This window comes from Intrasporangium mesophilum (genome assembly GCF_054783095.1).
The window spans coordinates 380,488-404,128 of the sequence record NZ_BAAGRF010000029.1; the positions used below are offsets into that span (position 1 = coordinate 380,488).

The following is a 23,641-nucleotide window of genomic DNA, read 5'->3' on the forward strand; positions in this document are numbered from 1 at the left end:
ACCGGCACGGCGTTCCTGATCAGCCGCGCCGGTCATCGGTGCCCGGGGCCACATCGAGGGTCCCGGGCACCACCGTCGCCTGCCGTGCGAGGTCGGTCAGAAGGGGTATGGAGCGATGTCGGGCCGGACCGTGAGCCACTGGGTATCGGTGAACGCGTCGAGGTTCGCCCGGGCACCGCCGAAGCGGGACCCGGTGCCGGACGCCGCAACGCCGCCGAACGGTGCGTTGGCCTCGTCGTCCACCGTCTGCTCGTTGATGTGCACGATGCCGCTCGGGATCGCATCCGCGAGCTTCATCGCCTCACCGACATCCCCGAGGATGCCAAGCGACAGGCCGTACTGGCTGTCGGCCGCGAGGGCGACGACCTCGTCGACGGAGGAGAACGGGCGAACAGGCGCAACCGGGCCGAAGATCTCCTCTCGCCAAGCCGGCATGGCCTCGGTCATCTGAGCGAGCACCGTCGGGCGGTAGAACAGGCCCTCGTAGGTGCCACCCGCGGCGAGCGTGGCCCCCTGACCGACCGAGTCCTGAACCAGCGTGTCGATCTTCTTCAGCTGTCCGTGGTCGATGACCGGGCCGAGCGCGACCTGCTCCACCGCCGGATCGCCGACCGGTAGATGCTCGGCAGTCGCGGCGAGAGCCTCGACGTAGTCGTCGTGCAGGCTCTCGTGAACGAGGTGCCGGCCACTGGTCATGCAGATCTGCCCCTGGTGCATGAAGGAGCCGAACGCACCCGCGGAGACGGCCTTGGTCAGATCCGCTCCGGGCAGCACGATCAGGGCGTTGTTGCCGCCCAGCTCGAGGTGCGTGCGCTTGAGATGCTGCGCGCCGAGGGCACCGACCGCCCGTCCCGCAGCTGTCGAGCCGGTGAACGACACCACGCGCACCTCGTGCGCGGCGATCGCTGCCTCGCCGGTCTCGCGTCCACCCGGCACCAGGGCCAGCAGTCCGTCGGGAAGTCCGGCCTCGCGGAAGATCTGCACGAGGGACACGCCCCCGCATACGGTCGTGCGCGGGTCCGGCTTGAGCAGCACCGCGTTGCCCAGTGCGAGAGCCGGCGCGACGGAGCGGATCGACAGGATCAGCGGGAAGTTGAAGGGCGCGATGACGGTCACGACGCCGACCGGACGGCGGCGGGCCAGGCTCCAGCGCGGCTGGTTCGTCGCCAGCACCTCACCGGCCGGATGGGTCGGCAGAGCCGCCGCCTCGTAGCACTCGTCCGACGCGATCTGGGTCTCCAGCCCCGCTTTGGGCGGGATCGAACCGCTCTCCTTGACGATCCACGACTGGACCTCCTCCGCGTGCTGCCCCCAGAGGTCACCCGCGCGACGGAGGACCGCGGCCCGCTCCGACGGCGGCCGGGCGGCCCAGTCCCGCTGGGCAGCGGCCGCCTCCTTGGCAGCGCGGGCGACATCGTCGGCCGTCGCGGATCCGACGATGCCGAGCGCCTCCCCCGATCCCGGCGACGTGACGGTGATCGGCTCGCCGGAGCCGTGAACCCACCCGCTCAGGAAGATCTTGCCGTGCCAGTCGGTCCCGATGATGGTCATCGTCCTCACTCCTTGCTCGCAGCTGGATCAATTCTGTCCCTGGAGGCCCGAACAGGACCCTGAGTGTCCCGTCCAGTACGACAGCGGGGATCAGGTGCGCAGCGGTATCGGCACCAGCTCTTGAAGATCACGGAACGTGATCCCGTGGGTCTCCCGCACGAGCACCGTCCCACCGGGACCCCCGGGGTCGATGAGGAAGACCGCCAGGTCGGTGTAGACGCGGCTGACGCATCCGACGCCGGTGAGCGGGTACGTGCAGTCGGCCACGAGCTTGCTGCGGCCCTCGCGGGTGAGCAGGTTCATCATGACGAACGTGTCCTTCGCTCCGATGGCCAGGTCCATCGCCCCGCCGACCGCTGGGATGGCGTCCGGCTCGCCGGTGTGCCAGTTGGCCAGGTCGCCTCGCGCAGACACCTGGTAGGCACCCAGGACGCAGATGTCGAGGTGGCCGCCGCGCATGATCGCGAACGAGTCGGCGTGGTGGAAGTAGGACGCGCCCGGCAGCTCGGTGACCGGGATCTTGCCGGCGTTGATGAGGTCGAGGTCGACCTGCTCGCCGTGCGCCTCGGGCCCCATGCCGAGCATGCCGTTCTCGGTGTGGAGCGTGACGCCGCGCTCGGGCGCGAGATGGTTGGCCACGAGGGTCGGCTGCCCGATGCCGAGGTTGACATACGCCCCGTGCGGGATGTCGGCGGCCACGAGCGCGGCCAGCGCGTCCGCGCCGAGCCTCCCGGGCCCCTCCATGAACGTCGTGGGTCCCGGCCGGCCGGTCACTGTCCGTCCTCCAGCCCAGGCCGGGCAGCGGTCGGCACCACCACGACCTGGTCGACGTAGATGCCGGGAGTGACGACGACCTCCGGGTCGATCCCACCGACAGGGACGACCTCGTGGACCTGCACGATCGTCCTGGCCGCCGCGGCCGCCATGATCGGACCGAAGTTGCGGGCGGTCTTGCGGTACGTCAGGTTGCCGGCCCGGTCGGCCCGGTGCGCCTTGATGAGCGCGATGTCGCCACGGATCGGCAGCTCGAGCACATAGTGCCGCCCGTCGATCTCGCGGACCTCCTTGCCCTCGGCCAGTGGGGTGCCGTAGCCGGTCGGGGTGTAGAAAGCGCCGATCCCCGCGCCCGCCGCGCGGATCCGCTCGGCGAGGTTGCCCTGCGGGACCAGCTCGAGCTCGATCTGGCCGGCGCGGTACTTCGCGTCGAAGTGGTGGCTGTCGCTCTGGCGCGGAAACGAGCAGATGATCTTGCGCACCCGCCCGGCCTCGATCAGCGCGGCGAGGCCGACATCGCCGTTGCCTGCGTTGTTGCTCACGACCGTCAGGTCACGAGCGCCACTGTGCACCAGCGCCTCGATGAGCTCGACAGGCTGTCCGGCCGTTCCGAACCCGCCGACCAGCACGGTCGCCCCGTCGGGGATGTCCGCGACGGCGTCGACCGCGCTGTCAGTGATGTCGATCATCTGGCTCCCTCTGCTGGCTGTCCGCGGACTGCTCGCTCCGCGCGGACTGCTCGGCTTTGTCGAAGTGGGCGATCTCCTGCTCGGCGATCGCAAACGCGTGGTTCGCGGCGGGGACTCCGAGGTAGATGGCCGCCTGGAGCAGGACCTCCTGGATCTCCTCGACGGTGAGGCCGTTGCGACGGGCGGCGCGGACGTGCATGGCGAACTCGTCCCAGTGGTCGCGGGCGATGAGCGCGGTCAGGGTGACGGCGCTGCGCATGCGCCGGTCGAGGCCGGGGCGGGTCCAGATCTCACCCCAGGCGTAGCGGGTGATGAGGTCCTGAAAGGGCTCGGTGAAGGACGACGTGCGTGCTTCGACCCGGTCGACGTGGGCATCGGAGAGCACCTCGCGCCGCACGATCATGCCCTCAGCGTGCGCGTCGGCCGCGCTGCGAGACGAGCCGCGCGACGAGCTGCGAGACGAGCCGCGCGACGAGCTGCGAGACGGGCTGTCGTCGCTCATGATGCCCGCACTCCCTGGATCGTCCCGGACAGGAACGCGGCGAGCTCGCGCGCCGTGGCTGCCGGTTGCTCCGCGGGCGGCAGGTGTGCGGCGTCGGTGACGACCCGCAGGGCGCCGCCGGTGCCGGCGGCGACGGCTTCGGACAGCGCGACCGGTGCGGCCTCGTCGTGCTCACCTGCGATGGCGAGGACGGGGATCTCGATGTGGCCCAGCTCAGCGCGGACGTCGAAGGCGGCAAGTGCTTCGCAGCAGCGGGCGTAGCTGAACCGGTCGGCGTCCTGCAACGACGCGAGCAGTGCGGTCGCGGTGGCCGGGTCCCGCTCGGTCGAGCCGGGAGCGAACCATCGCTTGGCCGACCCGTCGACCATGACTGGCGTCCCGGCGCGGCGGACAAGGTCGGCGCGCTCGTGCCAGCCCTCGGGCTCGCCGATCTTGGCCCCGGAGGCGATGATGGCCAGCCCGGCGAGGTCGTGTCCGTGGTCGATCGCGAGCGCGAGTCCAACGGCCCCGCCGAGGGACACACCGGCATACACGGTCGGCCCGGCAACGGCGGCGCGCAGCCCGGCGGTTGCCGCGATGACGGCGTCGGCCAGGTCCTGCACCGAGAACGGCTCGTCGTAGGGAGCGCTTGCCCCGTGTCCGGGGAGGTCCCAGCCCACGACCGCGAGGTCCGCTGGGAGCAAGCCCGCGCAGGCGGTCCACAGCGGCGCCACGGCCGTGCCGAGCGACGGGCCGACGACGAGCACACCGCGCTGCCGCTCAGGGGCCCGCAGGCTGGTGAGGGTGATCGGAATCGTCACGCGCTCCTCCCGTCGTTGCGCTGCGCTGGGTATGCCGCTCGGTGCCGGGCCACGGCACGGTCCACGAGGATGCCCGTGGCCCCGAGGTAGCGGGCGGGGTCGAGCAGCTCGAGGATGGTCTCGTCGGACAGGGCGTCCGGGGGCAGGTACGCACGCAGGATCGGCGTGAGGTGTCGCGCCTTTGCGCCGCCGGCCAGCGCGGGCCGCAGCGCATTGACAGCCGATGCGCCCTGCGGGAGCAAGGAGACCTCGCGCAGGAGCCGCTCGCTGACGAGGCTCGGCCCGACCGCGTCGACGTTGCGCCGCATGGCCTCGGGGTCGACGACGAGGCCGCGCAGCAGCTCCTCGGTCTGTGAGGCCGCGACCACGACGCGGCGCATGAGGCGGAGCAAGGGACCCCACTCGGCGTGCCAGGCGCCGTCGGGACGCTCGTCGACCGCGAGCGCCGCAGCGGTGTGCAGCGTCGCCCCGAGCTGTGGCGCTTCGATGGCCACTGCGCGGACGAGCACCGACAGGACCGGGTTGCGCTTCTGCGGAAGGGTGGACGACCCACCTCGGCCTTCCATGGAGGGCTCCTGTAGCTCGGCGATCTCGGCCCTCGACAGGGTGACCACGTCGCTGGCGAGCTTGCCCAGCGCGTCCGCCGCCCGCACGAGGGTGTCTCCGAGTCGGGTGACCGGCGCGCGGTCGGTGTGCCATGGTCGGCCCAGGTACGCGAGACCGAGCTCCTCGGCGAGCAGGGCCGCGGCCTCGACCGAACGGCCGGGCGCGAGCGCCTCGACTGCTGCGAGCGTGCCCGCCGCTCCCCCGCACTGGACCGGCAGCGAGCGACCGGCCGCGGAGAGCTCGTCGAGCACGTCGTCCAACGCCCCGAGCCAGCCGGCGGCCTTGAGCCCGAACGTCGTCGGCAGGGCCGGCTGGCCGAGAGTGCGGGCCACCATGAGAGTGTCACGGTGCTCGACCGCCAGCCGGGCGGTCGCTTCGGCGGCGCCGGACAGGTCACCGCCGAGCTGCCCGACCACGCGGGACGCGACGAGCATGAGGGCCGAGTCGAGGACATCCTGGCTCGTCAGACCCTGGTGGATCCGACCAGCGACGTCGGGCGAGCCCGCACCGTGCCGGACCTGCTCGCGCAGCGAGGAGACCAGCGGGATGACAGGGTTGCCGCCCGCCTCGGCCTGCAGGGCGATCGACGCGAGGTCGTGGCGGTCGGCGACCGCGGCGGCGCTCACGACGGACACGACGTCCTCGGACACCAGCCCGAGGCGCCGCTGGACGCGCACCCAGGCCACCTCGACGTCGAGCATGGCCTGGAGTGCCGCCCGGTCGTCCGTCATGCCCCTTGACCGGGCTGCGCCCGGCTCGAGCAGGCCAGTCATAGATCGTGCCTCGGGTAGCGGACGAACACCGTCTCCCGCTCACCCTGCAGGTGCACGTCGAACCGCAGTGACCCGTCCGGCTCACGTCTCGCGACAAGCGTGGTCCGCTCGTCCTCGTCGAGCGAGCCGAGGAGTGCGTCAGACTCGTTGGCTGCGCCGGATTCCGGCAGGTAGACCCTCGTGAACAGCCGGTTGAGCAGCCCGCGGGCGAAGACGGTCATCGCGATGAACGGCGCCGCACGCTCGGACGTGGGGCCCGGCTCGACGGTCGTGAACGAGTAACCACCATCACGCCAGGTCGCGGTGCGCCCGAACCCGGTGAAGACGCCTGGGTCACGCCGCAGCGAGCCGGCCTCCCGCACGATCCGCCCGTCCGCGTCCGCCTGCCAGATCTCCAGCAGGGCGTCGGGGACGGGCGCGCCCTCGCCGTCGAAGACCGTGCCGTGCAGCCGGACGGAGCCGGGCGACCCGGCGGGGACGAGATGCTCGCCCCCGTCGAACGGCAGCGCGAAGTGGTAGAACGGCCCCACCGTCTGACCGGGCGTCGGCGCGAGATGGTGGGCAACGGCATACGTCGGGTTCTCTTGTGCCTCAGGCATGCTCGCCCTCCAAGGGGGTTGCGTGGGATCCGGTCAGCACGATGTCCCAGCGGTAGCCGAGCAGCCACTCGTGCTCGGACACGTCGTGGTCATATGCCGCGACGAGACGGTCACGGGCCGCCTGGTTGGTGATCGACTGGTAGATCGGGTCGAGCGGGAAGAGCGGGTCGCCCGGGAAGTACATCTGCGTGACGAGGCGCTGCGTGAACTCGGTGCCGAACAGGGAGAAGTGGACGTGGGCGGGGCGCCAGGCGTTCCGGTGGTTGCGCCAGGGATAGGGTCCCGGCTTGATCGTGAGGAACGAGTAGGAGCCGTCGTCGCCCGTGATGGTGCGGCCGGCGCCGGTGAAGTTCGGGTCGATCGGGGCGGGGTGCTGGTCGCGCTTGTGCACGTAGCGGCCGGCGGCGTTGGCCTGCCAGATCTCGACGAGCTGGCCCTGGACCGGACGACCGTCGCCATCGAGAACCCGACCGGTGATCCGGATCCGCTCGCCGATCGGCTCGCCGCCATGCTGGACGGTCAGGTCTGCTTCGAGCGGGTCGACGTCTCGGTGCCCGAAGCAGGGCGCGGCGAGCTCGATCGCTTCCGGGTCGGCGTGGCGCAGGTCCTTGGTCGGGTGCCGAAGCAACGAGCTGCGGTATGCCGGGAAGTCCAGTCGCGGCTGCACGCGGGCGATGCCCTCGGCGTCGTCCTGCGCGCGCGCCGCCGCCATCTCGGCGTTGAGCGCCGCCTGGCTGTCGCGGTCAGCCGGCGCCTCGCGACCCTCGGTCGCCGTCTCACTCATGTCGATCTCCTTGCCCTAGCCTGCCTTGCTCGGCCTTGCTCGGCCATGCCCGGCCTTGCCCGGCCCTGTCGGTCTGGAGAGGCGCCCGGCAGGCCGACCGCATCGTGCTGGCCTGGTCGACGGCATCGTGCTCGGCCGCTCACGTGACGGGCCAGCCGGTGTAGCCCTCGGCGAGGTAGGTGCGACCCGCCGCGGAGTCGACCAGCGACTGCAGCTCGGCGAGCTGACGCCGACCGTCGAAGTCCGTGGACTCCGGCAGTCGATGCAGCATCCGGGTCATCCAGAACGAGAAGTGCTGCGCCTTCCACACGCGGGCCAGCGCCCGGTCGGTGTAGTCGTCGAGCGCGTCCACGTCGTCCTTGCGCAAGGCACGCTCGAGGCAGTCCGCGAGGACGCGCACGTCCGCGAGCGCGAGGTTGAGTCCTTTGGCTCCCGTAGGCGGCACGGTGTGCGCCGCGTCGCCCGCGAGCAGCAGGTTGCCGTACCTCATCGGCTCGTGCACGAAGCTTCGGAACCGCAGCACGGCGCGGTCCGTGATCGGGCCTTCCACCAGGGTGTGGCCGTTGGCGCCGACCCGGGCCTGGAGCTCGGACCAGATCCGGTCATCGGACCACGACGTGACGTCCTCGTCGGGATCGCACTGGAAGTACATACGCTGCATCGCCTCGGTCCGCTGGCTGATCAGGGCAAATCCCCGCTCGGCGTGGTTGTAGATCAGCTCGGGCGCGCTCTTGGGCGCCTCGCAGAGGATGCCGAACCAGGCGAACGGATACTCCTGGAAGTACTGGCGGGCCTGCGCCTGCGGGATCTGTTGCCGACAGGTGCTGTGCGAGCCGTCGGCGCCCACGAGGTACCGGCAGTGGATCTCGCTCGGCATCCCGTCATGGTCCGTGAACCTGATGGCCGGCCGCTCGGTGGTGAGCTCATCGACCGCCGTGTCGCTCACACCGAAACGCACGTCCGCACCAGCGGCCTCGCGAGCGGCCGCGAGGTCCATGAAGACCGACGTCTGCGGGTAGAGCCAGACGGAGGCGCCGACCAAGGACTGGAAGTCGATCCGGTGCAAGGTCCCGCCGAACCCGAGCTCGATGCCCCGATGCTCCTGTCCCTCGGTCAGCACGCTCTCGGACGCACCGGACTCGACAAGCAGCCGAACGCTGTCACGCTCGAGGATCCCAGCGCGCACGGTGTTCTCGATCTCGAGCCGCGACCTGTTGTCGACGACAACCGACTCGATGCCCTCCAGGGCCAGCAGATGCGAGAGCATCAGCCCCGCCGGTCCGCCTCCGACGATCCCCACCTGGGTCGAGGTGACGCGCGCTGTCATCGGCTTCCTTGCGACGATGGGTGACTGACGCGGTCGGCGTGACGCGGGTGCCGACCACGGGCGCGGTGTACGCCACCTTGGCCACTGTCCACCTCGCGATCCGGGACGGCAACCAGGTCCTCTACCTCGAGCGCCTCTTCTCGCGGACCTGCCCGGGCTCACCCCGTACTCGGACGAGCCGCTGTTGCCAGCGAATCCTCCCGGCTCAGCGGAAGAAGCCGGTCACCCTGAAGACCCAGTCGGCCGTGCCGTCGGGTGACAGGGCGGGTGGGATCGGGAACTCACACGTGGTGATCGGCTGGTTGGCGTGCTCGAGCGCCACTCCGTACTCATCCGAGAAGGCGATCTCGCCCGTCGCTGTGTTGACGCCCTCGAACAACCTCCCAACGCCCATCCGGCCGTCGGTGAGGCTGAAGCCCGTGGGCCCCGGCCCGGGCGGATCGATGACGACTGCCGGGACACCATTGCAGGTGCCCACCAGCCGGAGCGTCCACTGTGGGCTCTTGCCAGGCGTCGCGTGGGCCGACCCGGCGGTGGCGACCACCGCGACGAGGGCAGCTCCGACGCCCAGTGCTCGACCGACAAAGCTCATGACGCTCTCCTTTCGCGACGCTCGAAAATGTACTCGCATCATTGTTTGGAGCGCCATACAAACGCGGGCACTGCGCTCGTCTCTTCTTCGCAGTCGTCCCTTTGGCCGCCAATTGTTGGAAACGTGACGCATTCTGGTCCAACGTGCGGAAATGTTGCGACTTACTCCGCCCGGGACATCGTCCATTCCTTCATCGACAGAATGTTGGGCCCATCCGAGGCCGACGCAATCGACCGGGAAAGGGAGCTCACCCCGACCCGGTCGCACGGGGGCTGCCCGCTGGCGGACAGGATCGAGCCCGGCGCAGTCCACGGCGCTGGCCTGTTGGCCGCCGGGAGGCCAATGATCTGCGAGAGTGAGCGAGAGGTCTCGGCAGGTCCCGGCACCTCGGCGAGGTGCTCAACCGTGTCCGAACCGTCCAAGTCCACGCTGTGGAGGACCATGACGCTCCGGCCCCGCAGTGGCCGCGGCGCGCCGCTGCGCGACTTCCTGCTCACCGAGTCAGGCAGTGCCGGCGTGCTTGCCGCCGCGATCGTCCTCGCCGTGGTGTGGGCCAACCTCAGCCAGCAGACCTACGAGTCGTTCTGGACGACGCGGCTGTCGATCACCCTGGGGGACCACGCCATCGACGAGGACCTGCGCGGCTGGCTCAACAACGGCCTGATGACGTTCTTCTTCCTCGTCGTCGGTCTGGAGGCTCGACGAGAGTTCGACCTCGGCGACCTGCGCGAGCGTCGCCGGTTCGTCCTCCCGCTCGTCGCGGGCCTGACCGGCATGGCGCTCCCCATCGGCATCTACCTCGCCATCAACGCCGGCCACGGCACCACGAACGGCTGGGGTGTCGCCATGTCCACCGACACCGCGTTGGCCCTGGGCATGCTCGCCCTGCTTGGCACCCACGCCCCGGAACGGGCGCGCGTGTTCCTGGTGACCATCCTCGTCGTCGACGACCTCGCCGCACTGGTGGTCATCGCCATCGCCTACAGCGGCAGTATTCACTGGCCGCCGCTGCTGGTCGCCGCTGCCGTGTTCGCACTGCTGCTGTATGCCGTCCGGCTCCGTGTCCAGCAGATCTGGGTGTACGTGCTGATCTGGGTCGCGCTGTGGCTCTCTCTGCGCACCTCTGGCATCGACCCGATCGTGGCGGGTCTGGTCATCGGGCTGGCCTGCCCGGCATACACGCCCAGTCGCGGCGACCTCGAGGACGCCACCGGGCTCGTGCGTCGCTTCCGTGAGGAACCGACCATCGAGCTCGCCCGGTCCGCCCGCACCGGGCTGCTGGCCACCCTGTCACCCAATGCGCGGCTGCAGGCCTTCTACCACCCGTGGACCAGCTACCTGATCGTGCCGTTGTTCGCGTTGGCCAACGCCGGCATCACACTCGACCCCGGCTTCCTCGGCCATGCGTATGCCGCACCGGTCACCATCGGCGTCATCGTCGGCTACGTCGTGGGCAAGCCCATCGCCATCGTCGCGGCGAGCAAGGTCGTCACGGTCCTCAGCCGTGGCCGCATCCGTCCGCCCGTCGGCTGGGGTGTCGTCCTCGGCAGCGGCACCATCGCGGGCATCGGGTTCACGGTCGCCCTGCTCGTGGCCAGCCGCGCCTTCCACGACACCCATCTGGCCGAGGCCAAGCTCGGTGCGCTCACTGCCGCCGCCCTCTCCGCGGCCGTCACCTGGGTCGTCTACCGTCTCATCGGGCGGCTACCCGAAGAGGCTCGGGCCCGGGCACTCGTCGGTGACCTGACCCTCATCCAGGACCTCGTCCCGGAGGTCGACGTCGAGCACGACCACGTCCGCGGACCCGTCAAGGCGCCCATCACCGTCATCGAGTTCGGCGACTTCCAATGCCCTCACTGCGGCCAGGCCGAACCGGCCGTCCGCGAGCTGCTCGCGGACGACACCGACATCCGATACGTGTGGCGACACCTGCCCCTGACCGACGTCCACCCGCAGGCCCAGCTCGCCGCCGAGGCCTCCGAGGCGGCCGCAGCTCAGGGCGCGTTCTGGCAGATGCACGACCTCCTGCTCGCCCGCCAGGAGCACCTCAGGTTTGCGGACCTGCTGCGCTACGCCGACGAGCTCGGGCTGGACACCGCCCGTTTCGAGAGCGACCTTCGTCGTCGCCGCCACGAGACTCGGGTCGCCCGCGACGTCGAGTCGGCCGACCTGTCCGGTGTCGCCGGCACACCCACGTTCTTCGTCAATGGACAGCGCCACCACGGCGCGTTCGACCTGGAGACGCTTACCGCAGCGGTCCGCACTGCCCGCGACGCCCTCCGCGTCTCCGGGTCGAGGTGATCGGTCGCCCGATGCGGCACGCCCGATGCGGGACGTGGCACCTCCGCCCGAGTCACGCGGCACGGGCGCGGGCGACATGCCGGCCGCGCTCAGAGTCGGCAAACCGCCCGAGGACGGCGCGCAGCTGTCCGGCACCGAGGTTGGCGCCGAAGGCCTCAGCGCCGGGTTCCAGCCGGATGCCGTCCGCCAGCGAGCCCGCGACGACGGGGTCGAAGCCGAGGTCGTCGACGATGCGCTCGACGACGGCGAGGTCGTCGGGGTCGTCTCCCGCGATGGCGATCGCCTTGCGGTGTGGGGCTCCCGGCGGCCGGGCCTCGTCCTCGAGGTCGTGGTAGCCCATGTGGTTGAAGGCCTTGACGATGTGGGCTGCAGGCAGGAAGTCCTGCACGGTCTCGCTGCTCGACGTCGTCGGGTCGTTGAGATCGTCGCGGAGGCCGTCGACCTCCCACCAGTAGTTCATGGCATCGATCACGAGCTTGCCGCTCAACGCATCGGCGGGGACCGTGCGGTACTTGCCGAGCGGGAGGGCCAGGATCACGACTTCTGCCTCGGCGGCCGCGAGCTCTGCGGTGGTCGCGGTGGCACCGGGAGCGAGGACCTCGACGGTGAGCGCGATCCGTGCGGGGTCGCCGGAGCCGGCGATCAGGACGCGGTAGCCGGCGGCGACGGCAAGGCGGGCCAGCACGGTTCCGACCTTTCCGGCTCCCAGGATCCCGAGGGTCGTCGCAGGACTCCTCATCGCCGTGGCCCCGCGGCCGAGACGTCTGCCGACTGCTCGGCAAGCAGCTCGCGGACCCTCGGGACCACCTGGGTGCCGTAGAGCTCGACAGCGCGCATTCTCGCGCGGGCCGGGATCGTCCCTGTCGTGTAGATCAGGTCGAAGCGGCCGACCCCGAGGGCCGCGATGGCGCGCGCCATCTTCCTCGCGACGGTCTCCGGGGAGCCGATGTACATGGATCCGTGCGCGATCTCCGCGTCGTACTCGGCGCGCCGGATGGGCGGCCAGCCGCGCAACGCTCCGATGCGGTCACGGATCACCTTGTAGCGCGGCCAGACCAGCTCTCTGGCCTCCTCGTCCGTGTCGGCGATGAAGCCCGGCGAGTGCATGCCCACTGGATGGGCGGTGGTGCCGAACTGCTCTGCGGCCCGCCGGTACAGCTCGAGGTAGGGGGCGAAACGCTCGGGAGCGCCACCGATGATCGCGAGCATGAGCGGGAACCCGTACTGCGCCGTGCGCACGACGGACTGCGGGGAACCTCCGACACCCACCCAGGTGCTCAGGTGGCCGGACTCGGTCTTGGGGAAGACGTCGGCCTCCACGAGCGCGGAGCGCTTGGTCCCCGACCAGGTCACCGGCTTCTCCTTGAGGAGCTCGGCGAACAGCTCGATCTTCTCCTCGAACAGGACGTCGTAGTCGGTCAGGTCGAAGCCGAACAACGGGAACGACTCGGTGAACGACCCCCGGCCCAGAATGACCTCGGCCCGCCCGTTGGACAGGGCATCGACCGTGGCGAAGCGCTGGAACACCCGAACCGGGTCGTCCGAGCTCAGCACCGTCACGCCCGAGCCCAGCCGGATCCGGGTCGTCCGCGTTGCGATCCCGGCCAGCACGGTCTCCGGGCTCGAGATCGCGAACTCCGGCCGATGGTGCTCTCCCACGAGGAACACGTCGACGCCCAGCTCGTCGGCCAGCACCGCTTCGTCGACGGTCTGCCGGATCGCTGCCGCATACGTGGTGAGTGCGCCGATGTCGTCCTCCGGCACGTCACCGAAGGTGTCGAGTCCGAACTCGATGTCGGTCATGGGTTCCTCCTCGGGCGTCCCGACGGCAGTCGGCCGAAGTGATTGACGTGTCAATAGTTCTTCATCAGTATGCTCGGATATGATTGACGTGTCAATCAAGGAGGTGGCGATGGCCAGCCGGTCCACGCGTCGGGGGCTCACCGCGGACGAGCTGCAGATCTGGCGCGACTTCATCGAGTCGACAGAGGCCGTGCGAGCCGAGCTCGTGCGACGCCTGCAGAGCGAGTCAGAGCTGTCCCCAGGTGACTACGCCGTGCTGCTTGCACTGAGCGAGGCCCCTGGCCGCCGGCTGCGATCCTCCGACCTGGCCACAGCGGTCGGCTGGGAGCGCAGCCGCCTCTCCCACCACCTGGGCCGCATGGAGCGGCGCGGCCTCGTCCGCCGCGAGGACTGCGCGACTGACAGCCGCGGTGCCGAGGTGGTGCTCGAGGAGGCGGGGGCGACGGCCTTCCGACGCGCCTCCGCGCCTCACCTGCGTGCGGTGCGGGAGCTCTTCATCGATGTCCTCACACCCGACCAGCTCGTCGCGGCCGGCGAGATCAGCCGCGCTCTGCGGACGCGCCTGCTCCCCGACGGCACATGAAACCCCTGACCCGCAGGCTCGTGCCCAGCTCGCTCGTCGCAGACCCGGCACACGGGCCCCTCCCGCTCCTGCTGGTCGCGCTGACCGTGTTCACCGGCATCGTCGACGCGGTCAGCATCCTCGCCCTGGGACGCGTGTTCGTCGCCAACATGACCGGCAACGTCGTGTTCGTGGGGTTCGCCGTCGCGGGCGCACCCGGATTCTCCCTCCGCGCCTCCGTGGTCGGCCTCGCCGGATTCCTCGTCGGCGCAGGTGCGGGCGGACGGCTGATCTCCTCGTCCGGAAGCGACCGGGCCCGACTCCTGGCGATCACCGTGAGCGGTGAGGCCGTGCTGGCCGGCGTCGCGACAGTCGTGGTCGCCCACGCGGATGCCTCGGTAGACGTCATCGGCCGGGACGTTGCGGTCCTCCTGCTCGCCATCGCAACAGGCGCCCAGAATGCCGCCGCCCGAAGCTTGGCAGTGCCGGACCTCACGACCACCGTCCTGACCATGACGCTCACCGGGCTGGCCGCAGACCTCCGCACAGGCGCCCGCCGGGCGCCCCTCGCACGTCGCCTCCTGGCGGTCGTCTCGATGTTCGGCGGTGCAGTGGTCGGGGCGCTGCTCGTGCTTCACCAGGGCGCGGTGATCCCGCTCATCGCCGGCACGGCACTGCTCGCGTTCGTCGCGGTGGCCGCCTGGCTGACTACGCGGCATACCGCGGTCTGGCGGACGGCCACACCTCAGCCGCGCAAGACCCCATGAGAGTCACGACTCTCTGAGCCGACCGACCAGATCAGCTCACATGCCCTCGACCACGAAGCGGGCGCACTGCTGGCGCTCCCGTCGGCTGGAACCACCGACGCGGAGCTCGAACTCGCCGGGCTCCACGACCCGACGGGCCTGAGCGTCGACGATCGTCAGGTCCCGGACCGCGACGTCGATCTCGACTCTTCGGGACTCCCCCGGCTCGAGCTCGACCTGCCGGAACGCCTTGAGCTCCTGGTCTGCCCAGCTCGCCGACGTGACTTGGTCGCTGACGTAGACCTGGACGGTCTCCCGGACGGGACGCGTGCCCGTGTTCCGCACCGTCACCGTGGCGCGAACGGTGTCGTCGGGGGCCACCACGTTCTCGCCGACCTGCAGGTCCTCGTACTCGACGCGGGTGTAGGAGAGCCCCTCGCCGAAAACGAAGGCCGGCTGTTGGGTGAGATCGGCGTACCGGTCACCGTGCTGGCCGCGTATCTGGTTGTAGTAGGTGGGCTGCTGGCCGACGTGTCGTGCGAGTGAGATGGGCAGGCGCCCGCTCGGCTGGATCAGGCCGAGCAACAGCTCGGCGATCGCCCGACCGCCCTCCATCCCGGGGTTGGCAACCCAGAGCAGCGCCGATGCGTGCAACGCCGCTGGCGGCAGGACGAGGGGCTTGGACGCTAGCAGGACCACGATCATCGGCGTGCCGGTCGCGGCCAGCGCCTCGAGGAGGTCACGCTGGCCTCCGACGAGCTCGAGAGTCGCCGTCGAGCGACCCTCGCCCACGAGCTCGATCCGGTCCCCCACCACGACCACGACATAGTCCGCTCGACGGGCCTGCGCGACCGCATCGGCGACCATCGCAGGGTCGGGCTCGGCCGGCTCGACGATCGGTGGCCGGGGCTGGCCGTCAGGAAAGAACTCGCCCTCAGGGTCCGGGACCAGCTCGAGGATTCGGGCACCCGGCGCATGGGTCAGCGTCCACCCGCGCGGCAGGTGGGCGCGCAGCCCGTCGAGCACGGTCGTGATCATCGCCCTCGGCTGCCCCTCGAGCCATCCCGCCTGGCCCGAGCCGCCCGCCCAGTCGCCCAGCTGGGTCTGAGCGTCGTCGGCCAGCGGCCCGACGAGCGCCACCCGCTTCGGGGCCCGACCGGCCGCGTCGGCGCGTTCCGTGCCATCCGAGGCGAGCCCACCCTCGAGCGGCAGCACGCCGTCGTTGCGAAGCAGCACGAGCGACCGTCTCGCGATCTCGAGGTTGAGCTCCCGGTGCTCGTCGGTACCGACAGCGAGCTGGATGCGCTCCAGGTCGGGTCGGCGCGGGTTCTCGAACAGCCCAAGCTCGAACTTCACTGTGAGAATCCGGGACACGGCAGCGTCGAGGTCGTCCTCGGCGAGCAGTCCCGTCCGGATGGCCTCCTGCGCGCCGTCGAAGAAGCCCGGAGTCGTCATCACCATGTCGTTCCCGGCCCTCACCGCGGCCGCGGACGCGTGAGCGTAGTCGGGCTGAACCCGTTGCTCCCACACCATCCGCCCGACGTTGTCCCAGTCGGTGACGAGGGTTCCCGAGTATCCCCACTCGCCGCGGAGCACATCGTTCAGCAGCCAGTCGTTGACCGTGATCGGAGTGCCGTCGATGGTCTGGTAGCCGAGCATGAAGGTGCGGCAGCCTTCGCGGGCCACGCGTTCGAAGGGCGGGAGGAACCACGAAAGGAGCTTCCGCCGAGAGATGTCGGCCTCGCTCGCATCCCGGCCGCCCTGGGTCTCGGAGTAGCCGGCGAAGTGCTTTGCCGTCGCGAGGATGGCCGTGGGGTCAGACAGCCCCGCGCCTTGATAGCCGCGCACCATCGCGGAGGCGAGCTCGCCGATGAGGAACGGGTCCTCGCCGAAGGTCTCGCCCACTCGGCCCCAGCGCAGGTCGCGCGCGATGCAGAGCACCGGTGAGAACGTCCAGTGCACGCCCGTGGCCGCGGCCTCGGCTGCGGTGGCGCGGGCCACCTGTTCCAGCAGTCCGGCGTCCCACGATGCCGCCATCCCGAGCTGGGTCGGGAAGATGGTCGCGCCCTCCCAGAAGGAGTGGCCGTGGATGCAGTCCTCGCCGACCAGCAACGGGATCCGCAGCCGGGTCTGCTCAGTGAGGTCGTGCGCTCGGATCACCCGCTCCGGTGAGGTGTGCAGGATCGACCCGGCGTGCATTCGCAGGACCAGCTCGTCCAGATCGCCCCGGGCGTCCAGCTGCATCATCTGGCCGACCTTCTCCTCGACCGTCATCCGGTCCAGCAGATCGGCGACCCTCTGGCCGATCGTCGCCGAGGGGTCGAGATAGCGCGCGTCCTGGATGGTCATCCTCTTGCCTTGCGTTGCCGGATCAGTGCTGGGAGTCCATGGCGCGAGCGGCCTCAGCGGGATGGTCCCGGGGGCGGCTGGTACACCTGCTCGACCGCAGCGTCGATGTCTGCGCCGCCGATCTCGACGGTCTCCAGGTAGAGGCGCATCTCTGCGACAAGGTCGTCGCGCTTTGTCAGGATCGTGACACCGCGCATCGCGAACGCAGAGCCATCCTCGTGGTGCCCGTGCCAGTCCCACTCGCCCCACTCGGTCTGCCCGTCTACGGAGGACGCGACCAGCTCGGCGACGATGTCCGGCACGCCGGCGAAGACTGATGTCCAGTTCGCCAGCACCTGTGCGCGTCCCCCGAACCCGCGGTTCGGATGGATGGGCTGGGAGCTCTGGTAGTCGACGGCGACCAGCGAGGCCACCTGCTGTGCGTCGTGGGAGTTCACCGCATCCCTCAGCCGCTCCGTCATCGTGGTCACAGCACGAACGTAGCCCCGTTGCGTCGCGTAACCAACGCCTGCGTCAGGGGCGACCGGCGCCGGGCACGGTCACCGGGACGGTGAGGACCTGCCCGGTGCGAGGCCCGTTGGCCAGCCGATCGAGGTTCTCGACCGGGCCGTCCCCCGGCCGCCACTCGGCCGTCAGGATGAACAGGGTGCGCCGGTCCGGACCTCCGAGCATCAGCGCGAACGAGGCCCGGTTCTCCGGCAGCTCGACGCGCTGCAGGACCTCGCCGCCCTGCGCGACGCGGGCCACTGCGTAGTCGGCGGTGCCGACCCAGACCGCCCCTTCGGTGTCCAGGCAGATGCCGTCAGGGCCGAGTCCGTCGGCGAAGACCCGACGGTTGGACAGCCCTCCGTCGGCGTCGATGTCGAACGCGGTCAGCCGACCGGCGAACGACTCGGCGATGATCAGGGTCCGGTCATCCGGGGTGACCACCATGCCGTTGGGGAACTGGATGTCGTCGGCGACCTGTCGGATCCGGCCGTCCGGGGTCGCGAGCTTGATGTAGCCCGGCTCGGGCGGCGCTCCAGCGACGAAGTCGAAGTCCGCGCCGTTGAGGTAGATGTTGCCGCGTCCGTCCACCACGATCTCGTTGGCAGGCTGGTCGGCGAGAACCACGATCGACCCGTCGGGCTCCCGGCGCCGCAGCTTGTCGCCAGTGACCAGCAGCCTCCCGTCGGGCAGCCAGTCGATCGAGTAGCCCATCGAGCGGCTGTCGGGACCCAGCGTCGCGATGACTTCGGCCTGGCCGTCCAGGCCGGCGGCCACCACCTGGCGGTCGATCCAGTTACAGAACCACAGACGGCCTTCGTGCCACCGCGGTGACTCGGGAAATCCCAGGCCGGTCAGCAGGACCTTCGGCTCGGACATGGACCTCTCCTCACTTCGCCAGGAGCGCCGGCCGGCCAGCCGGCGCCTTCACCTCCTATACGAACGCCGACCCCACCGATCGACAGGCCTACCCGTGGCGCCTGCGACGATCGTGCTCACGGCAGGGCGAGCTGCGGCTCGTTCACTGCTGGCAGAATCCGTTGCCCCTCAGGAGGTTCGCATCCGACGATGTCTCCATGGGCTCTCTCTACGACGACGTCGGCGGGCTGGCCGGGCTGCGCGCGCTGAGCGCGGACTTCTACGACCGCGTGCTGGCAGACGAGCTCCTTGCGCCGGTGTTCGTCCACTTCACGCGGACCCACGTCGACCACGTCGCGGTGTGGCTGGCGGAGGTGTTCGGCGGTCCCGAGGCTTACACCGCGAGGCTCGGAGGCCATCAGGCGCTGTTGCGCAGCCACCTCGGGCTGGGCATCCGTGACGAACACCGTGAGCGCTGGCTGCAGCTCATGTCGGAAGCGATCGACTCGGTGCTGCCGGGGAGACCCGAGCTGGCGACGACACTGATGGACTACTTCAGCTGGGGCACTCAGATCGCACAGGACGTGTCTCAGTCACCATCCGGCACCGACCTCGGCGATCCCGGTCCCACGCCACGGTGGAGCCACGACGGTCTCATGACGTAGGCCACCCGCCGGCAACCGGTGCGGTGGTACGCGCTGAGTGCCTGGGTCCTGCCGACTCGTCAGTCCGCGCGCATCAGGGCGTTGAGGTCGCCGACCGCGCCAAGATGCCGGAGCTTGTCGGGGTTGATCTGGTTGCGCAGCCCGGTGATCCGGCCGTCAGCGCCGATGTCGATCGTCATGACGCCGAAGAGCTCCCCGTCCGGACCGAGGGTGATCAGGGCCGGCTGGCCGTTGGCGTGTGTTGGCTCCAGGCGCACGCCGAGCGGGTCGCCGCGTCGAGCCAGACCGAGCAGGAACCGCGCCACCGCGACCGCACCAACCAACGGCTTCTGGATCGCCGGCGCCTTGCCACCGCCGTCTCCCCAGAAGGTCACGTCCTCGGCCAGCAGAGCCTCGAGCTCGTCGAGGCCACCGCCGCGCACCGCGTCGAGGAATGCGGACGCCAGCTCGTCCCGCCGCTGCGGTGAGGCCTCGAACCGCGGCCGCCCAGCCTCCACGTGTCGCCGCGCCCGCGAGAAGTGCTGGCGGCACGCCGCCTCAGACTGCTCGACGACCTCGGCGACCGCCGCGTAGTCGTAGCCGAGCGCCTCGCGCAGGATGAACACCGCGCGCTCGTGCGGAGTGAGCGTCTCGAGCAGGACGAGCATCGCCGTCGAGACGGTGTCATCCAGCTCGACCACCTCTGCGGGGTCGGGCCCGCGCCCGGCGACCAGCGGCTCCGGCAGCCACGGCCCGACGTACGACTCGCGCCGCACCCGGGCGGAACGGAGGGTGTCGATCGCGAGTCGGGTCGTGATGGTCGTCGCCCAGGCATCGAGGTTGTCGGGGCTGGCGCCGCCGCTCTCAGCCTGCGTCATCCGGATGAACGCCTCCTGCACCACGTCCTCGGCCTCCGCCACACTCCCGAGCATGCGGTAGGCGACCGAGAACATCAGCGGCCGGAGGTCGTCGTGGGAGGTGGCGATCAGCGTCACGTGACCACCCTGGCACGGCTGCTGTCACAGATCGAACGCCCATCTCGTCGAGGGGGCAACGAGGCCTTCCACCAGGAAAGCCCGCCCACGAAGGAGCCCATCATGCGAGTCCTGCTCGCCGGCGCCAGCGGCGCCATCGGCCACACCCTGACCCCGGCGCTCGTCGCCGCCGGCCATGCCGTCCACGGCACCACGCGCAGCGACAACCACGCCGCCGCGATCGAGCGGGCCGGCGCGACCCCCGTCGTCATGGACGGGCTGGACCGCGACTCCGTCCTGCGCGCAGTCGAGGAGGCCAAACCGGACGTCATCATCCACCAGCTGACTGCGCTCAAGGGCGGCCTGAACCCCAAGCACTTCGACCGCGACTTCGCCATGACCAACCGCCTCCGCACCGAGGCCACGCGGCACCTGCTCGAGGCCGCGGGCCGCAACGGTGTCAGCCGGTTCATCGCGCAGAGCTTCACCGGCTGGACCAACGAGCGGACCGGTCCGTCCGGACCCGACGGGCTCGCCGACGAGTCGACCCCGCTCGACCCGCACCCGGGCCGTGAGGCGCGCGAGACCCTCCAGGCCATCCGCTGGCTGGAGGACACGGTCCCCGCCACGCCGGACCTCGATGGGATCGTGCTGCGCTACGGCGGCTTCTACGGCCCCGGAACCGGTATCGCCCGGGGCGAGGACTCCGAGATGCTCGAGCTCGTCACCCGGCGCCGGCTCCCGATCGTCGGCAGCGGCGCAGGGCTCTGGTCGTTCATCCACGCCGTCGACGCTGCGTCAGCGACCGTCGCCGCCGTCGACCATGGTGACCGCGGCCTCTACAACATCGTCGACGACGAGCCGGCCCCGGTGTCCGACTGGCTCCCTGCACTCGCCCGCGAGCTCGGCGCCGAACCGCCACGCCACGTCCCGGCTTGGCTCGCCAGGATGCTCATCGGCGAGCACGGCGTCAACACGATGACCAACGCGCGCGGGTCGTCCAATGCCAAGGCCAAGCGTGAGCTCGACTGGACGCTCAGGTACCCGACATGGCGAGTCGGTTTCGCCGAGGGCCTCTGACTCCCAGTCCTTTTCGTCAACTCACCGTATGCCGTTGGCTCGCCCCGCGCGCCCGAGCTCACCTTCCAGCAGGGCGCGGGTCAGCAGCATACGGCCCTCGGTCCAAGCAGTTCGGCGAAGTCCGGCTCTCACGACCGGCGCGCCGCTCACTCGACCCAGGGGTCGTCCGCCTCCGGACCTACCTTGCGCTTCTCGTCGGCCTCGGCCTGTCGCTCGGCCCGCTCGTCCTCTTCCCCGGCGGGTCGTTCCAGGTCCTCGCTGGCCCAGTGCAACAGGGCCTCGGAGCTCTCGTCGCGCGTGTCCTTGTCGTGGTGCTGCTCGTCGTTACTCATACTCATCGAGCATGGCACAGGGTGCTGAGAGCAAGGCGACGGACGCCTTGGGCGCCGGGCCGGTCTGCGACGACTGCAGTGCCCGATATCAGCCGATGCCGCGAGCGGAGTTGAGGTCGCGCAGCACCGCGCCCACCTCGCCCGGAGTCGCTGGGCTGCCGGGGAAGCCCGCGATCCGTCCGATGGGGGCGTTGTCCAGCAGCTTTCGCATCTCGACGTCGTCGAGCAGGAATGCAGGACCCGGCCGACCGGTGCCTCCCGTCGTGCCACCGCCCGTGAGCGCGGCCCGCACGAGCTCGGCCGCCTGCGGGTCGGCCAGGATCTCCGCGACCGACGAGTCGACGGTCAGTGGGACCGCGATGTGGTCGCCGGCCACCTCGACGCTGCCGTGCAGGCGGAGGTCACGGCTCGACGCGCCGACGTGGACGGCATATGTGCCGCTCTCGACGACCCACCCGCCCACCTGGGTGTTCCAGTACGCGAGGTCTGAGCGCGGCACCTGTACCTGCACCTCGCGGCTCTCGCCCGCCGGGACGTCAACGGAGGCAAATCCCTTGAGCTCCTTGGGCGCTCGCGTCACGGTGGAATCGGGCATCCCGACGTACACCTGCACCACCTCGCGCCCGTCGCGGGCGCCCGAGTTGGTCACGGTGAGGCTAACGGTGAGCCCCGCGTCGGCCTGGCCGACCGACAGGGACGAGTAGTCGAACGTCGTGTACGACAGGCCGTGGCCGAAGGGGTACTGCACGTCGACGTCCCGGGCGTCGTACCAGCGGTAACCGACGAAGATGCCCTCGCCATAGCGGACGTGGCCGTGTTCGCCGGGGAAGTCGAGGTATGCCGGTGAGTCCTGGAGGCGATGCGGCACCGTCTCGGTGAGGCGCGCCGACGGGTTGACCGTGCCGTAGAGGACGTCGGCCACCCCACTGCCGCCGGCTTGGCCGAGCAGCCATCCCTCGAGCACCGCCGCAGCCCGTTCGGCGACCTCGCCGAGCCGTAGGACACCGCCGTTGGACAGCACGACGACGGTGCGTGGGTTCGCCTCGACCACCGCGGACAGGAGGGTCAGCTGGTCAGCGGGCAGGTCGATGTCATCGCGGTCGTAGCCCTCGGACTCCAGCTCTGCCGGCAGCCCCAGGAACACCACCGCCACGTCCTTGGAAGCAGCCAGTGCGACGGCCTCCTCGACCAACACCTCGGGCGACCGCGACTCCGACGGGCCACCCAGCACGAAGCCGGCGGCGTACCCGACCTGGCCCTCGCCGGCATACCCGGTCAGCCCGTCGAGGGCTCGGTCGAGCCGCGTCGGGTTGATCAACGAGCTGCCGGCGCCCTGGTACCGCGGCTCGGTCGCGAAGGCGCCGATCACCGCGACGCTCTGGGTCGGCGACAGGGGCAGCAGGTCGCCGTCGTTCTTGAGAAGGACGACACTTCGGCCGGCCGCCTCACGGGCGAGCGCGTGATGCTGGTCCACATCCCAGCCGTCGCCGGAGCCGGAACTCGTTGACCGCGTTGATGATTCGGTTGTCGCGAGGCGGCCATCGCGGGTCAGCGCCTTCTGCACGAGGTCGACGACACGGACCGCGGCCCGGTCGAGGACCGACTCGTCGAGCTCCCCGGCACGTACGGCGCCGACGATCTCGGCATCGGTACGTCCACCGCTGGACGGCATCTCCAGGTCGAGACCTGCCGCGAGCCCGGCGACCCGGTCGTTCACTGCTCCCCAGTCGGACATGACCAGGCCTTCGTAGCCCCACTCGTCGCGCAGCACCTCGGTGAGCAGCCACGGGTTCTCGGATGCGTAGGTGCCGTTGATGCGGTTGTAGGAGCACATCACCGTCCAGGGGCGAGCCTCGGTCACGACGCGCTGGAAGCCACGGAGGTAGATCTCCCGCAGCGGCCGCTCGTCGACGTCGGCCGACACGCGCATCCGGTCGGTCTCCTGGTTGTTCGCGGCGAAGTGCTTGACCGAGGCGCCGACGCCGCGGCTCTGCAGACCGCGCACGAGTGCGGCGCCGAGCACGCCGGAGGCGAAGGGGTCCTCCGAGAAGTACTCGAAGTTGCGGCCGCAGAGCGGTGACCGCTTGAGGTTGATCCCCGGACCGAGCAGGACGCCGACCTCCTCGGCCACTGCTTCGTCACCGAGCGCCGCACCGACCCGCTCGAGCAGCTCCGGGTCGAACGTCGAGCCGAGCGCCACGGCGGGCGGGAAGCACGTTGCCGGGACACTGTCAGCGAGAGAGACCAGGTCACCGCCCACCCGCTGCTTGCGCACACCGTGCGGCCCGTCGGTCAGCATCACCTCCGGAATCCCCACGCGTTCAAGCGATTTCGTGAACCAGAAGCTCGCGCCACTGGTCAGCGACGCCTTCTCCTCGAGCGTCAGGGCAGCGACCACCTCCTCGGGCGCGGAGGTGTGGATCGAGGGCACGAGGTCGGTCATCGTCGTCCTTTCGGGTCGCAGTCGCGCGACGGGCTCCCAAAACCATACGGCGCTCGGTTTTCATCT

General features: G+C 70.3%; 23 protein-coding genes. 5 read left to right on the plus strand and 18 right to left on the minus strand.

What is annotated here, in order from left to right:
* Positions 1-96: 96 nt before the first annotated feature.
* From ACYVLP_RS21610 to ACYVLP_RS21655, 10 genes are all read right to left on the minus strand, one after another.
* Entirely contained in the window at positions 97-1,551 is a 1,455-nt protein-coding gene (locus ACYVLP_RS21610; protein ID WP_460629366.1) for a benzaldehyde dehydrogenase, read from the minus strand.
* A 90-nt stretch (positions 1,552-1,641) separates the two neighbouring features.
* On the minus strand, positions 1,642-2,295 hold the full coding sequence (locus tag ACYVLP_RS21615; RefSeq protein WP_460629583.1) for a 3-oxoacid CoA-transferase subunit B: 654 nt from the start codon (positions 2,293-2,295) through the stop codon (positions 1,642-1,644).
* Between the two features lie 26 nt (positions 2,296-2,321).
* On the minus strand, positions 2,322-3,014 hold the full coding sequence (locus ACYVLP_RS21620; RefSeq protein ID WP_460629367.1) for a 3-oxoacid CoA-transferase subunit A: 693 nt from the start codon (positions 3,012-3,014) through the stop codon (positions 2,322-2,324).
* Positions 2,998-3,516, minus strand: a complete 519-nt coding sequence (pcaC, locus tag ACYVLP_RS21625; RefSeq protein WP_460629368.1) for a 4-carboxymuconolactone decarboxylase — start codon at positions 3,514-3,516, stop codon at positions 2,998-3,000. Before pcaC ends, ACYVLP_RS21620 begins: the two co-directional genes overlap by 17 nt.
* Complete coding sequence (locus tag ACYVLP_RS21630) at positions 3,513-4,316, minus strand: alpha/beta fold hydrolase (RefSeq protein ID WP_460629369.1); 804 nt, start codon at positions 4,314-4,316, stop codon at positions 3,513-3,515. Before ACYVLP_RS21630 ends, pcaC begins: the two co-directional genes overlap by 4 nt.
* Positions 4,313-5,695, minus strand: a complete 1,383-nt coding sequence (locus ACYVLP_RS21635; protein WP_460629370.1) for a lyase family protein — start codon at positions 5,693-5,695, stop codon at positions 4,313-4,315. The genes ACYVLP_RS21630 and ACYVLP_RS21635 overlap by 4 nt, the downstream gene beginning before the upstream one ends.
* On the minus strand, positions 5,692-6,294 hold the full coding sequence (gene pcaG, locus ACYVLP_RS21640; RefSeq protein ID WP_460629371.1) for a protocatechuate 3,4-dioxygenase subunit alpha: 603 nt from the start codon (positions 6,292-6,294) through the stop codon (positions 5,692-5,694). Before pcaG ends, ACYVLP_RS21635 begins: the two co-directional genes overlap by 4 nt.
* Positions 6,287-7,078 (minus strand): protocatechuate 3,4-dioxygenase subunit beta, encoded by a 792-nt coding sequence (gene pcaH, locus ACYVLP_RS21645; protein ID WP_460629372.1) that lies wholly within the window; start codon positions 7,076-7,078, stop codon positions 6,287-6,289. The genes pcaG and pcaH overlap by 8 nt, the downstream gene beginning before the upstream one ends.
* 139 nt (positions 7,079-7,217) lie before the next feature.
* On the minus strand, positions 7,218-8,405 hold the full coding sequence (locus tag ACYVLP_RS21650; protein ID WP_460629373.1) for a 4-hydroxybenzoate 3-monooxygenase: 1,188 nt from the start codon (positions 8,403-8,405) through the stop codon (positions 7,218-7,220).
* A gap of 205 nt (positions 8,406-8,610) precedes the next feature.
* A complete protein-coding gene (locus ACYVLP_RS21655; protein WP_460629374.1) occupies positions 8,611-8,997 on the minus strand; it encodes a hypothetical protein in 387 nt (128 codons plus the stop codon).
* Between the two features lie 405 nt (positions 8,998-9,402).
* Here ACYVLP_RS21655 and ACYVLP_RS21660 point away from each other — a divergent pair, with 405 nt between their 5' ends.
* On the plus strand, positions 9,403-11,298 hold the full coding sequence (locus tag ACYVLP_RS21660; RefSeq protein ID WP_460629375.1) for a Na+/H+ antiporter NhaA: 1,896 nt from the start codon (positions 9,403-9,405) through the stop codon (positions 11,296-11,298).
* A gap of 52 nt (positions 11,299-11,350) precedes the next feature.
* Here ACYVLP_RS21660 and ACYVLP_RS21665 read toward each other — a convergent pair whose 3' ends face one another.
* Both ACYVLP_RS21665 and ACYVLP_RS21670 read right to left on the minus strand, forming a co-directional pair.
* Entirely contained in the window at positions 11,351-12,037 is a 687-nt protein-coding gene (locus ACYVLP_RS21665; RefSeq protein ID WP_460629376.1) for an NADPH-dependent F420 reductase, read from the minus strand.
* Positions 12,034-13,101 carry an LLM class flavin-dependent oxidoreductase gene (locus ACYVLP_RS21670; RefSeq protein WP_460629377.1) on the minus strand — a complete coding sequence of 356 codons (1,068 nt, stop codon included), beginning with the start codon at positions 13,099-13,101 and terminating at the stop codon, positions 12,034-12,036. The genes ACYVLP_RS21665 and ACYVLP_RS21670 overlap by 4 nt, the downstream gene beginning before the upstream one ends.
* Positions 13,102-13,180: 79 nt before the next feature.
* On the opposite strand from ACYVLP_RS21670, the gene ACYVLP_RS21675 reads away from it, so the two are divergent.
* Both ACYVLP_RS21675 and ACYVLP_RS21680 read left to right on the plus strand, forming a co-directional pair.
* Positions 13,181-13,684, plus strand: a complete 504-nt coding sequence (locus ACYVLP_RS21675) for a MarR family winged helix-turn-helix transcriptional regulator (protein ID WP_460629378.1) — start codon at positions 13,181-13,183, stop codon at positions 13,682-13,684.
* Entirely contained in the window at positions 13,681-14,430 is a 750-nt protein-coding gene (locus ACYVLP_RS21680) for a YoaK family protein (protein WP_460629379.1), read from the plus strand. Before ACYVLP_RS21675 ends, ACYVLP_RS21680 begins: the two co-directional genes overlap by 4 nt.
* A 36-nt stretch (positions 14,431-14,466) precedes the next feature.
* On the opposite strand, the gene ACYVLP_RS21685 is transcribed toward ACYVLP_RS21680, so the two are convergent.
* Genes ACYVLP_RS21685 through ACYVLP_RS21695 form a run of 3 tightly spaced genes read right to left on the minus strand, consistent with a single transcriptional unit; the run spans position 14,467 to position 18,123 of the window.
* Entirely contained in the window at positions 14,467-16,758 is a 2,292-nt protein-coding gene (locus ACYVLP_RS21685; RefSeq protein WP_460629380.1) for an exo-beta-d-1,3/1,6-glucosidase, read from the minus strand.
* Positions 16,759-16,811: 53 nt separating this feature from the next.
* A complete protein-coding gene (locus tag ACYVLP_RS21690) occupies positions 16,812-17,219 on the minus strand; it encodes a nuclear transport factor 2 family protein (protein WP_460629584.1) in 408 nt (135 codons plus the stop codon).
* 52 nt (positions 17,220-17,271) lie between these two features.
* Complete coding sequence (locus tag ACYVLP_RS21695; RefSeq protein WP_460629381.1) at positions 17,272-18,123, minus strand: SMP-30/gluconolactonase/LRE family protein; 852 nt, start codon at positions 18,121-18,123, stop codon at positions 17,272-17,274.
* Between the two features lie 197 nt (positions 18,124-18,320).
* Between ACYVLP_RS21695 and ACYVLP_RS21700 the strand changes: the two genes are divergently transcribed.
* On the plus strand, positions 18,321-18,767 hold the full coding sequence (locus ACYVLP_RS21700; RefSeq protein ID WP_460629382.1) for a group II truncated hemoglobin: 447 nt from the start codon (positions 18,321-18,323) through the stop codon (positions 18,765-18,767).
* A gap of 59 nt (positions 18,768-18,826) precedes the next feature.
* Here ACYVLP_RS21700 and ACYVLP_RS21705 read toward each other — a convergent pair whose 3' ends face one another.
* Entirely contained in the window at positions 18,827-19,741 is a 915-nt protein-coding gene (locus ACYVLP_RS21705) for an RNA polymerase sigma-70 factor (protein ID WP_460629383.1), read from the minus strand.
* A 102-nt stretch (positions 19,742-19,843) separates the two neighbouring features.
* Between ACYVLP_RS21705 and ACYVLP_RS21710 the strand changes: the two genes are divergently transcribed.
* On the plus strand, positions 19,844-20,800 hold the full coding sequence (locus ACYVLP_RS21710; protein WP_460629384.1) for an NAD-dependent epimerase/dehydratase family protein: 957 nt from the start codon (positions 19,844-19,846) through the stop codon (positions 20,798-20,800).
* A 146-nt stretch (positions 20,801-20,946) separates the two neighbouring features.
* On the opposite strand, the gene ACYVLP_RS21715 is transcribed toward ACYVLP_RS21710, so the two are convergent.
* Positions 20,947-21,132 (minus strand): hypothetical protein, encoded by a 186-nt coding sequence (locus tag ACYVLP_RS21715; protein ID WP_460629385.1) that lies wholly within the window; start codon positions 21,130-21,132, stop codon positions 20,947-20,949.
* 88 nt (positions 21,133-21,220) lie between these two features.
* The gene (locus ACYVLP_RS21720) at positions 21,221-23,575 is read right to left on the minus strand and encodes a glycoside hydrolase family 3 C-terminal domain-containing protein (RefSeq protein ID WP_460629386.1); all 2,355 of its coding nucleotides are present in this window, start codon (positions 23,573-23,575) and stop codon (positions 21,221-21,223) included.
* Between the last annotated feature and the right edge of the window lie 66 nt (positions 23,576-23,641).

What these genes read in the sequence shown, in the direction of transcription:
- ACYVLP_RS21610 (WP_460629366.1), bottom strand. Translation starts at nt 1,551, where the DNA reads ATGACCATCATCGGGACCGACTGGCACGGCAAGATCTTCCTGAGCGGG.
- ACYVLP_RS21615 (WP_460629583.1), bottom strand. Translation starts at nt 2,295, where the DNA reads ATGGAGGGGCCCGGGAGGCTCGGCGCGGACGCGCTGGCCGCGCTCGTG.
- ACYVLP_RS21620 (WP_460629367.1), bottom strand. Translation starts at nt 3,014, where the DNA reads ATGATCGACATCACTGACAGCGCGGTCGACGCCGTCGCGGACATCCCC.
- pcaC (WP_460629368.1), bottom strand. Translation starts at nt 3,516, where the DNA reads ATGAGCGACGACAGCCCGTCTCGCAGCTCGTCGCGCGGCTCGTCTCGC.
- ACYVLP_RS21635 (WP_460629370.1), bottom strand. Translation starts at nt 5,695, where the DNA reads ATGACTGGCCTGCTCGAGCCGGGCGCAGCCCGGTCAAGGGGCATGACG.
- pcaG (WP_460629371.1), bottom strand. Translation starts at nt 6,294, where the DNA reads ATGCCTGAGGCACAAGAGAACCCGACGTATGCCGTTGCCCACCATCTC.
- pcaH (WP_460629372.1), bottom strand. Translation starts at nt 7,078, where the DNA reads ATGAGTGAGACGGCGACCGAGGGTCGCGAGGCGCCGGCTGACCGCGAC.
- ACYVLP_RS21650 (WP_460629373.1), bottom strand. Translation starts at nt 8,405, where the DNA reads ATGACAGCGCGCGTCACCTCGACCCAGGTGGGGATCGTCGGAGGCGGA.
- ACYVLP_RS21655 (WP_460629374.1), bottom strand. Translation starts at nt 8,997, where the DNA reads ATGAGCTTTGTCGGTCGAGCACTGGGCGTCGGAGCTGCCCTCGTCGCG.
- ACYVLP_RS21665 (WP_460629376.1), bottom strand. Translation starts at nt 12,037, where the DNA reads ATGAGGAGTCCTGCGACGACCCTCGGGATCCTGGGAGCCGGAAAGGTC.
- ACYVLP_RS21670 (WP_460629377.1), bottom strand. Translation starts at nt 13,101, where the DNA reads ATGACCGACATCGAGTTCGGACTCGACACCTTCGGTGACGTGCCGGAG.
- ACYVLP_RS21675 (WP_460629378.1), top strand. Translation starts at nt 13,181, where the DNA reads ATGATTGACGTGTCAATCAAGGAGGTGGCGATGGCCAGCCGGTCCACG.
- ACYVLP_RS21680 (WP_460629379.1), top strand. Translation starts at nt 13,681, where the DNA reads ATGAAACCCCTGACCCGCAGGCTCGTGCCCAGCTCGCTCGTCGCAGAC.
- ACYVLP_RS21685 (WP_460629380.1), bottom strand. Translation starts at nt 16,758, where the DNA reads ATGACCATCCAGGACGCGCGCTATCTCGACCCCTCGGCGACGATCGGC.
- ACYVLP_RS21690 (WP_460629584.1), bottom strand. Translation starts at nt 17,219, where the DNA reads ATGACGGAGCGGCTGAGGGATGCGGTGAACTCCCACGACGCACAGCAG.
- ACYVLP_RS21695 (WP_460629381.1), bottom strand. Translation starts at nt 18,123, where the DNA reads ATGTCCGAGCCGAAGGTCCTGCTGACCGGCCTGGGATTTCCCGAGTCA.
- ACYVLP_RS21700 (WP_460629382.1), top strand. Translation starts at nt 18,321, where the DNA reads ATGGGCTCTCTCTACGACGACGTCGGCGGGCTGGCCGGGCTGCGCGCG.
- ACYVLP_RS21710 (WP_460629384.1), top strand. Translation starts at nt 19,844, where the DNA reads ATGCGAGTCCTGCTCGCCGGCGCCAGCGGCGCCATCGGCCACACCCTG.
- ACYVLP_RS21715 (WP_460629385.1), bottom strand. Translation starts at nt 21,132, where the DNA reads ATGAGTAACGACGAGCAGCACCACGACAAGGACACGCGCGACGAGAGC.
- ACYVLP_RS21720 (WP_460629386.1), bottom strand. Translation starts at nt 23,575, where the DNA reads ATGACCGACCTCGTGCCCTCGATCCACACCTCCGCGCCCGAGGAGGTG.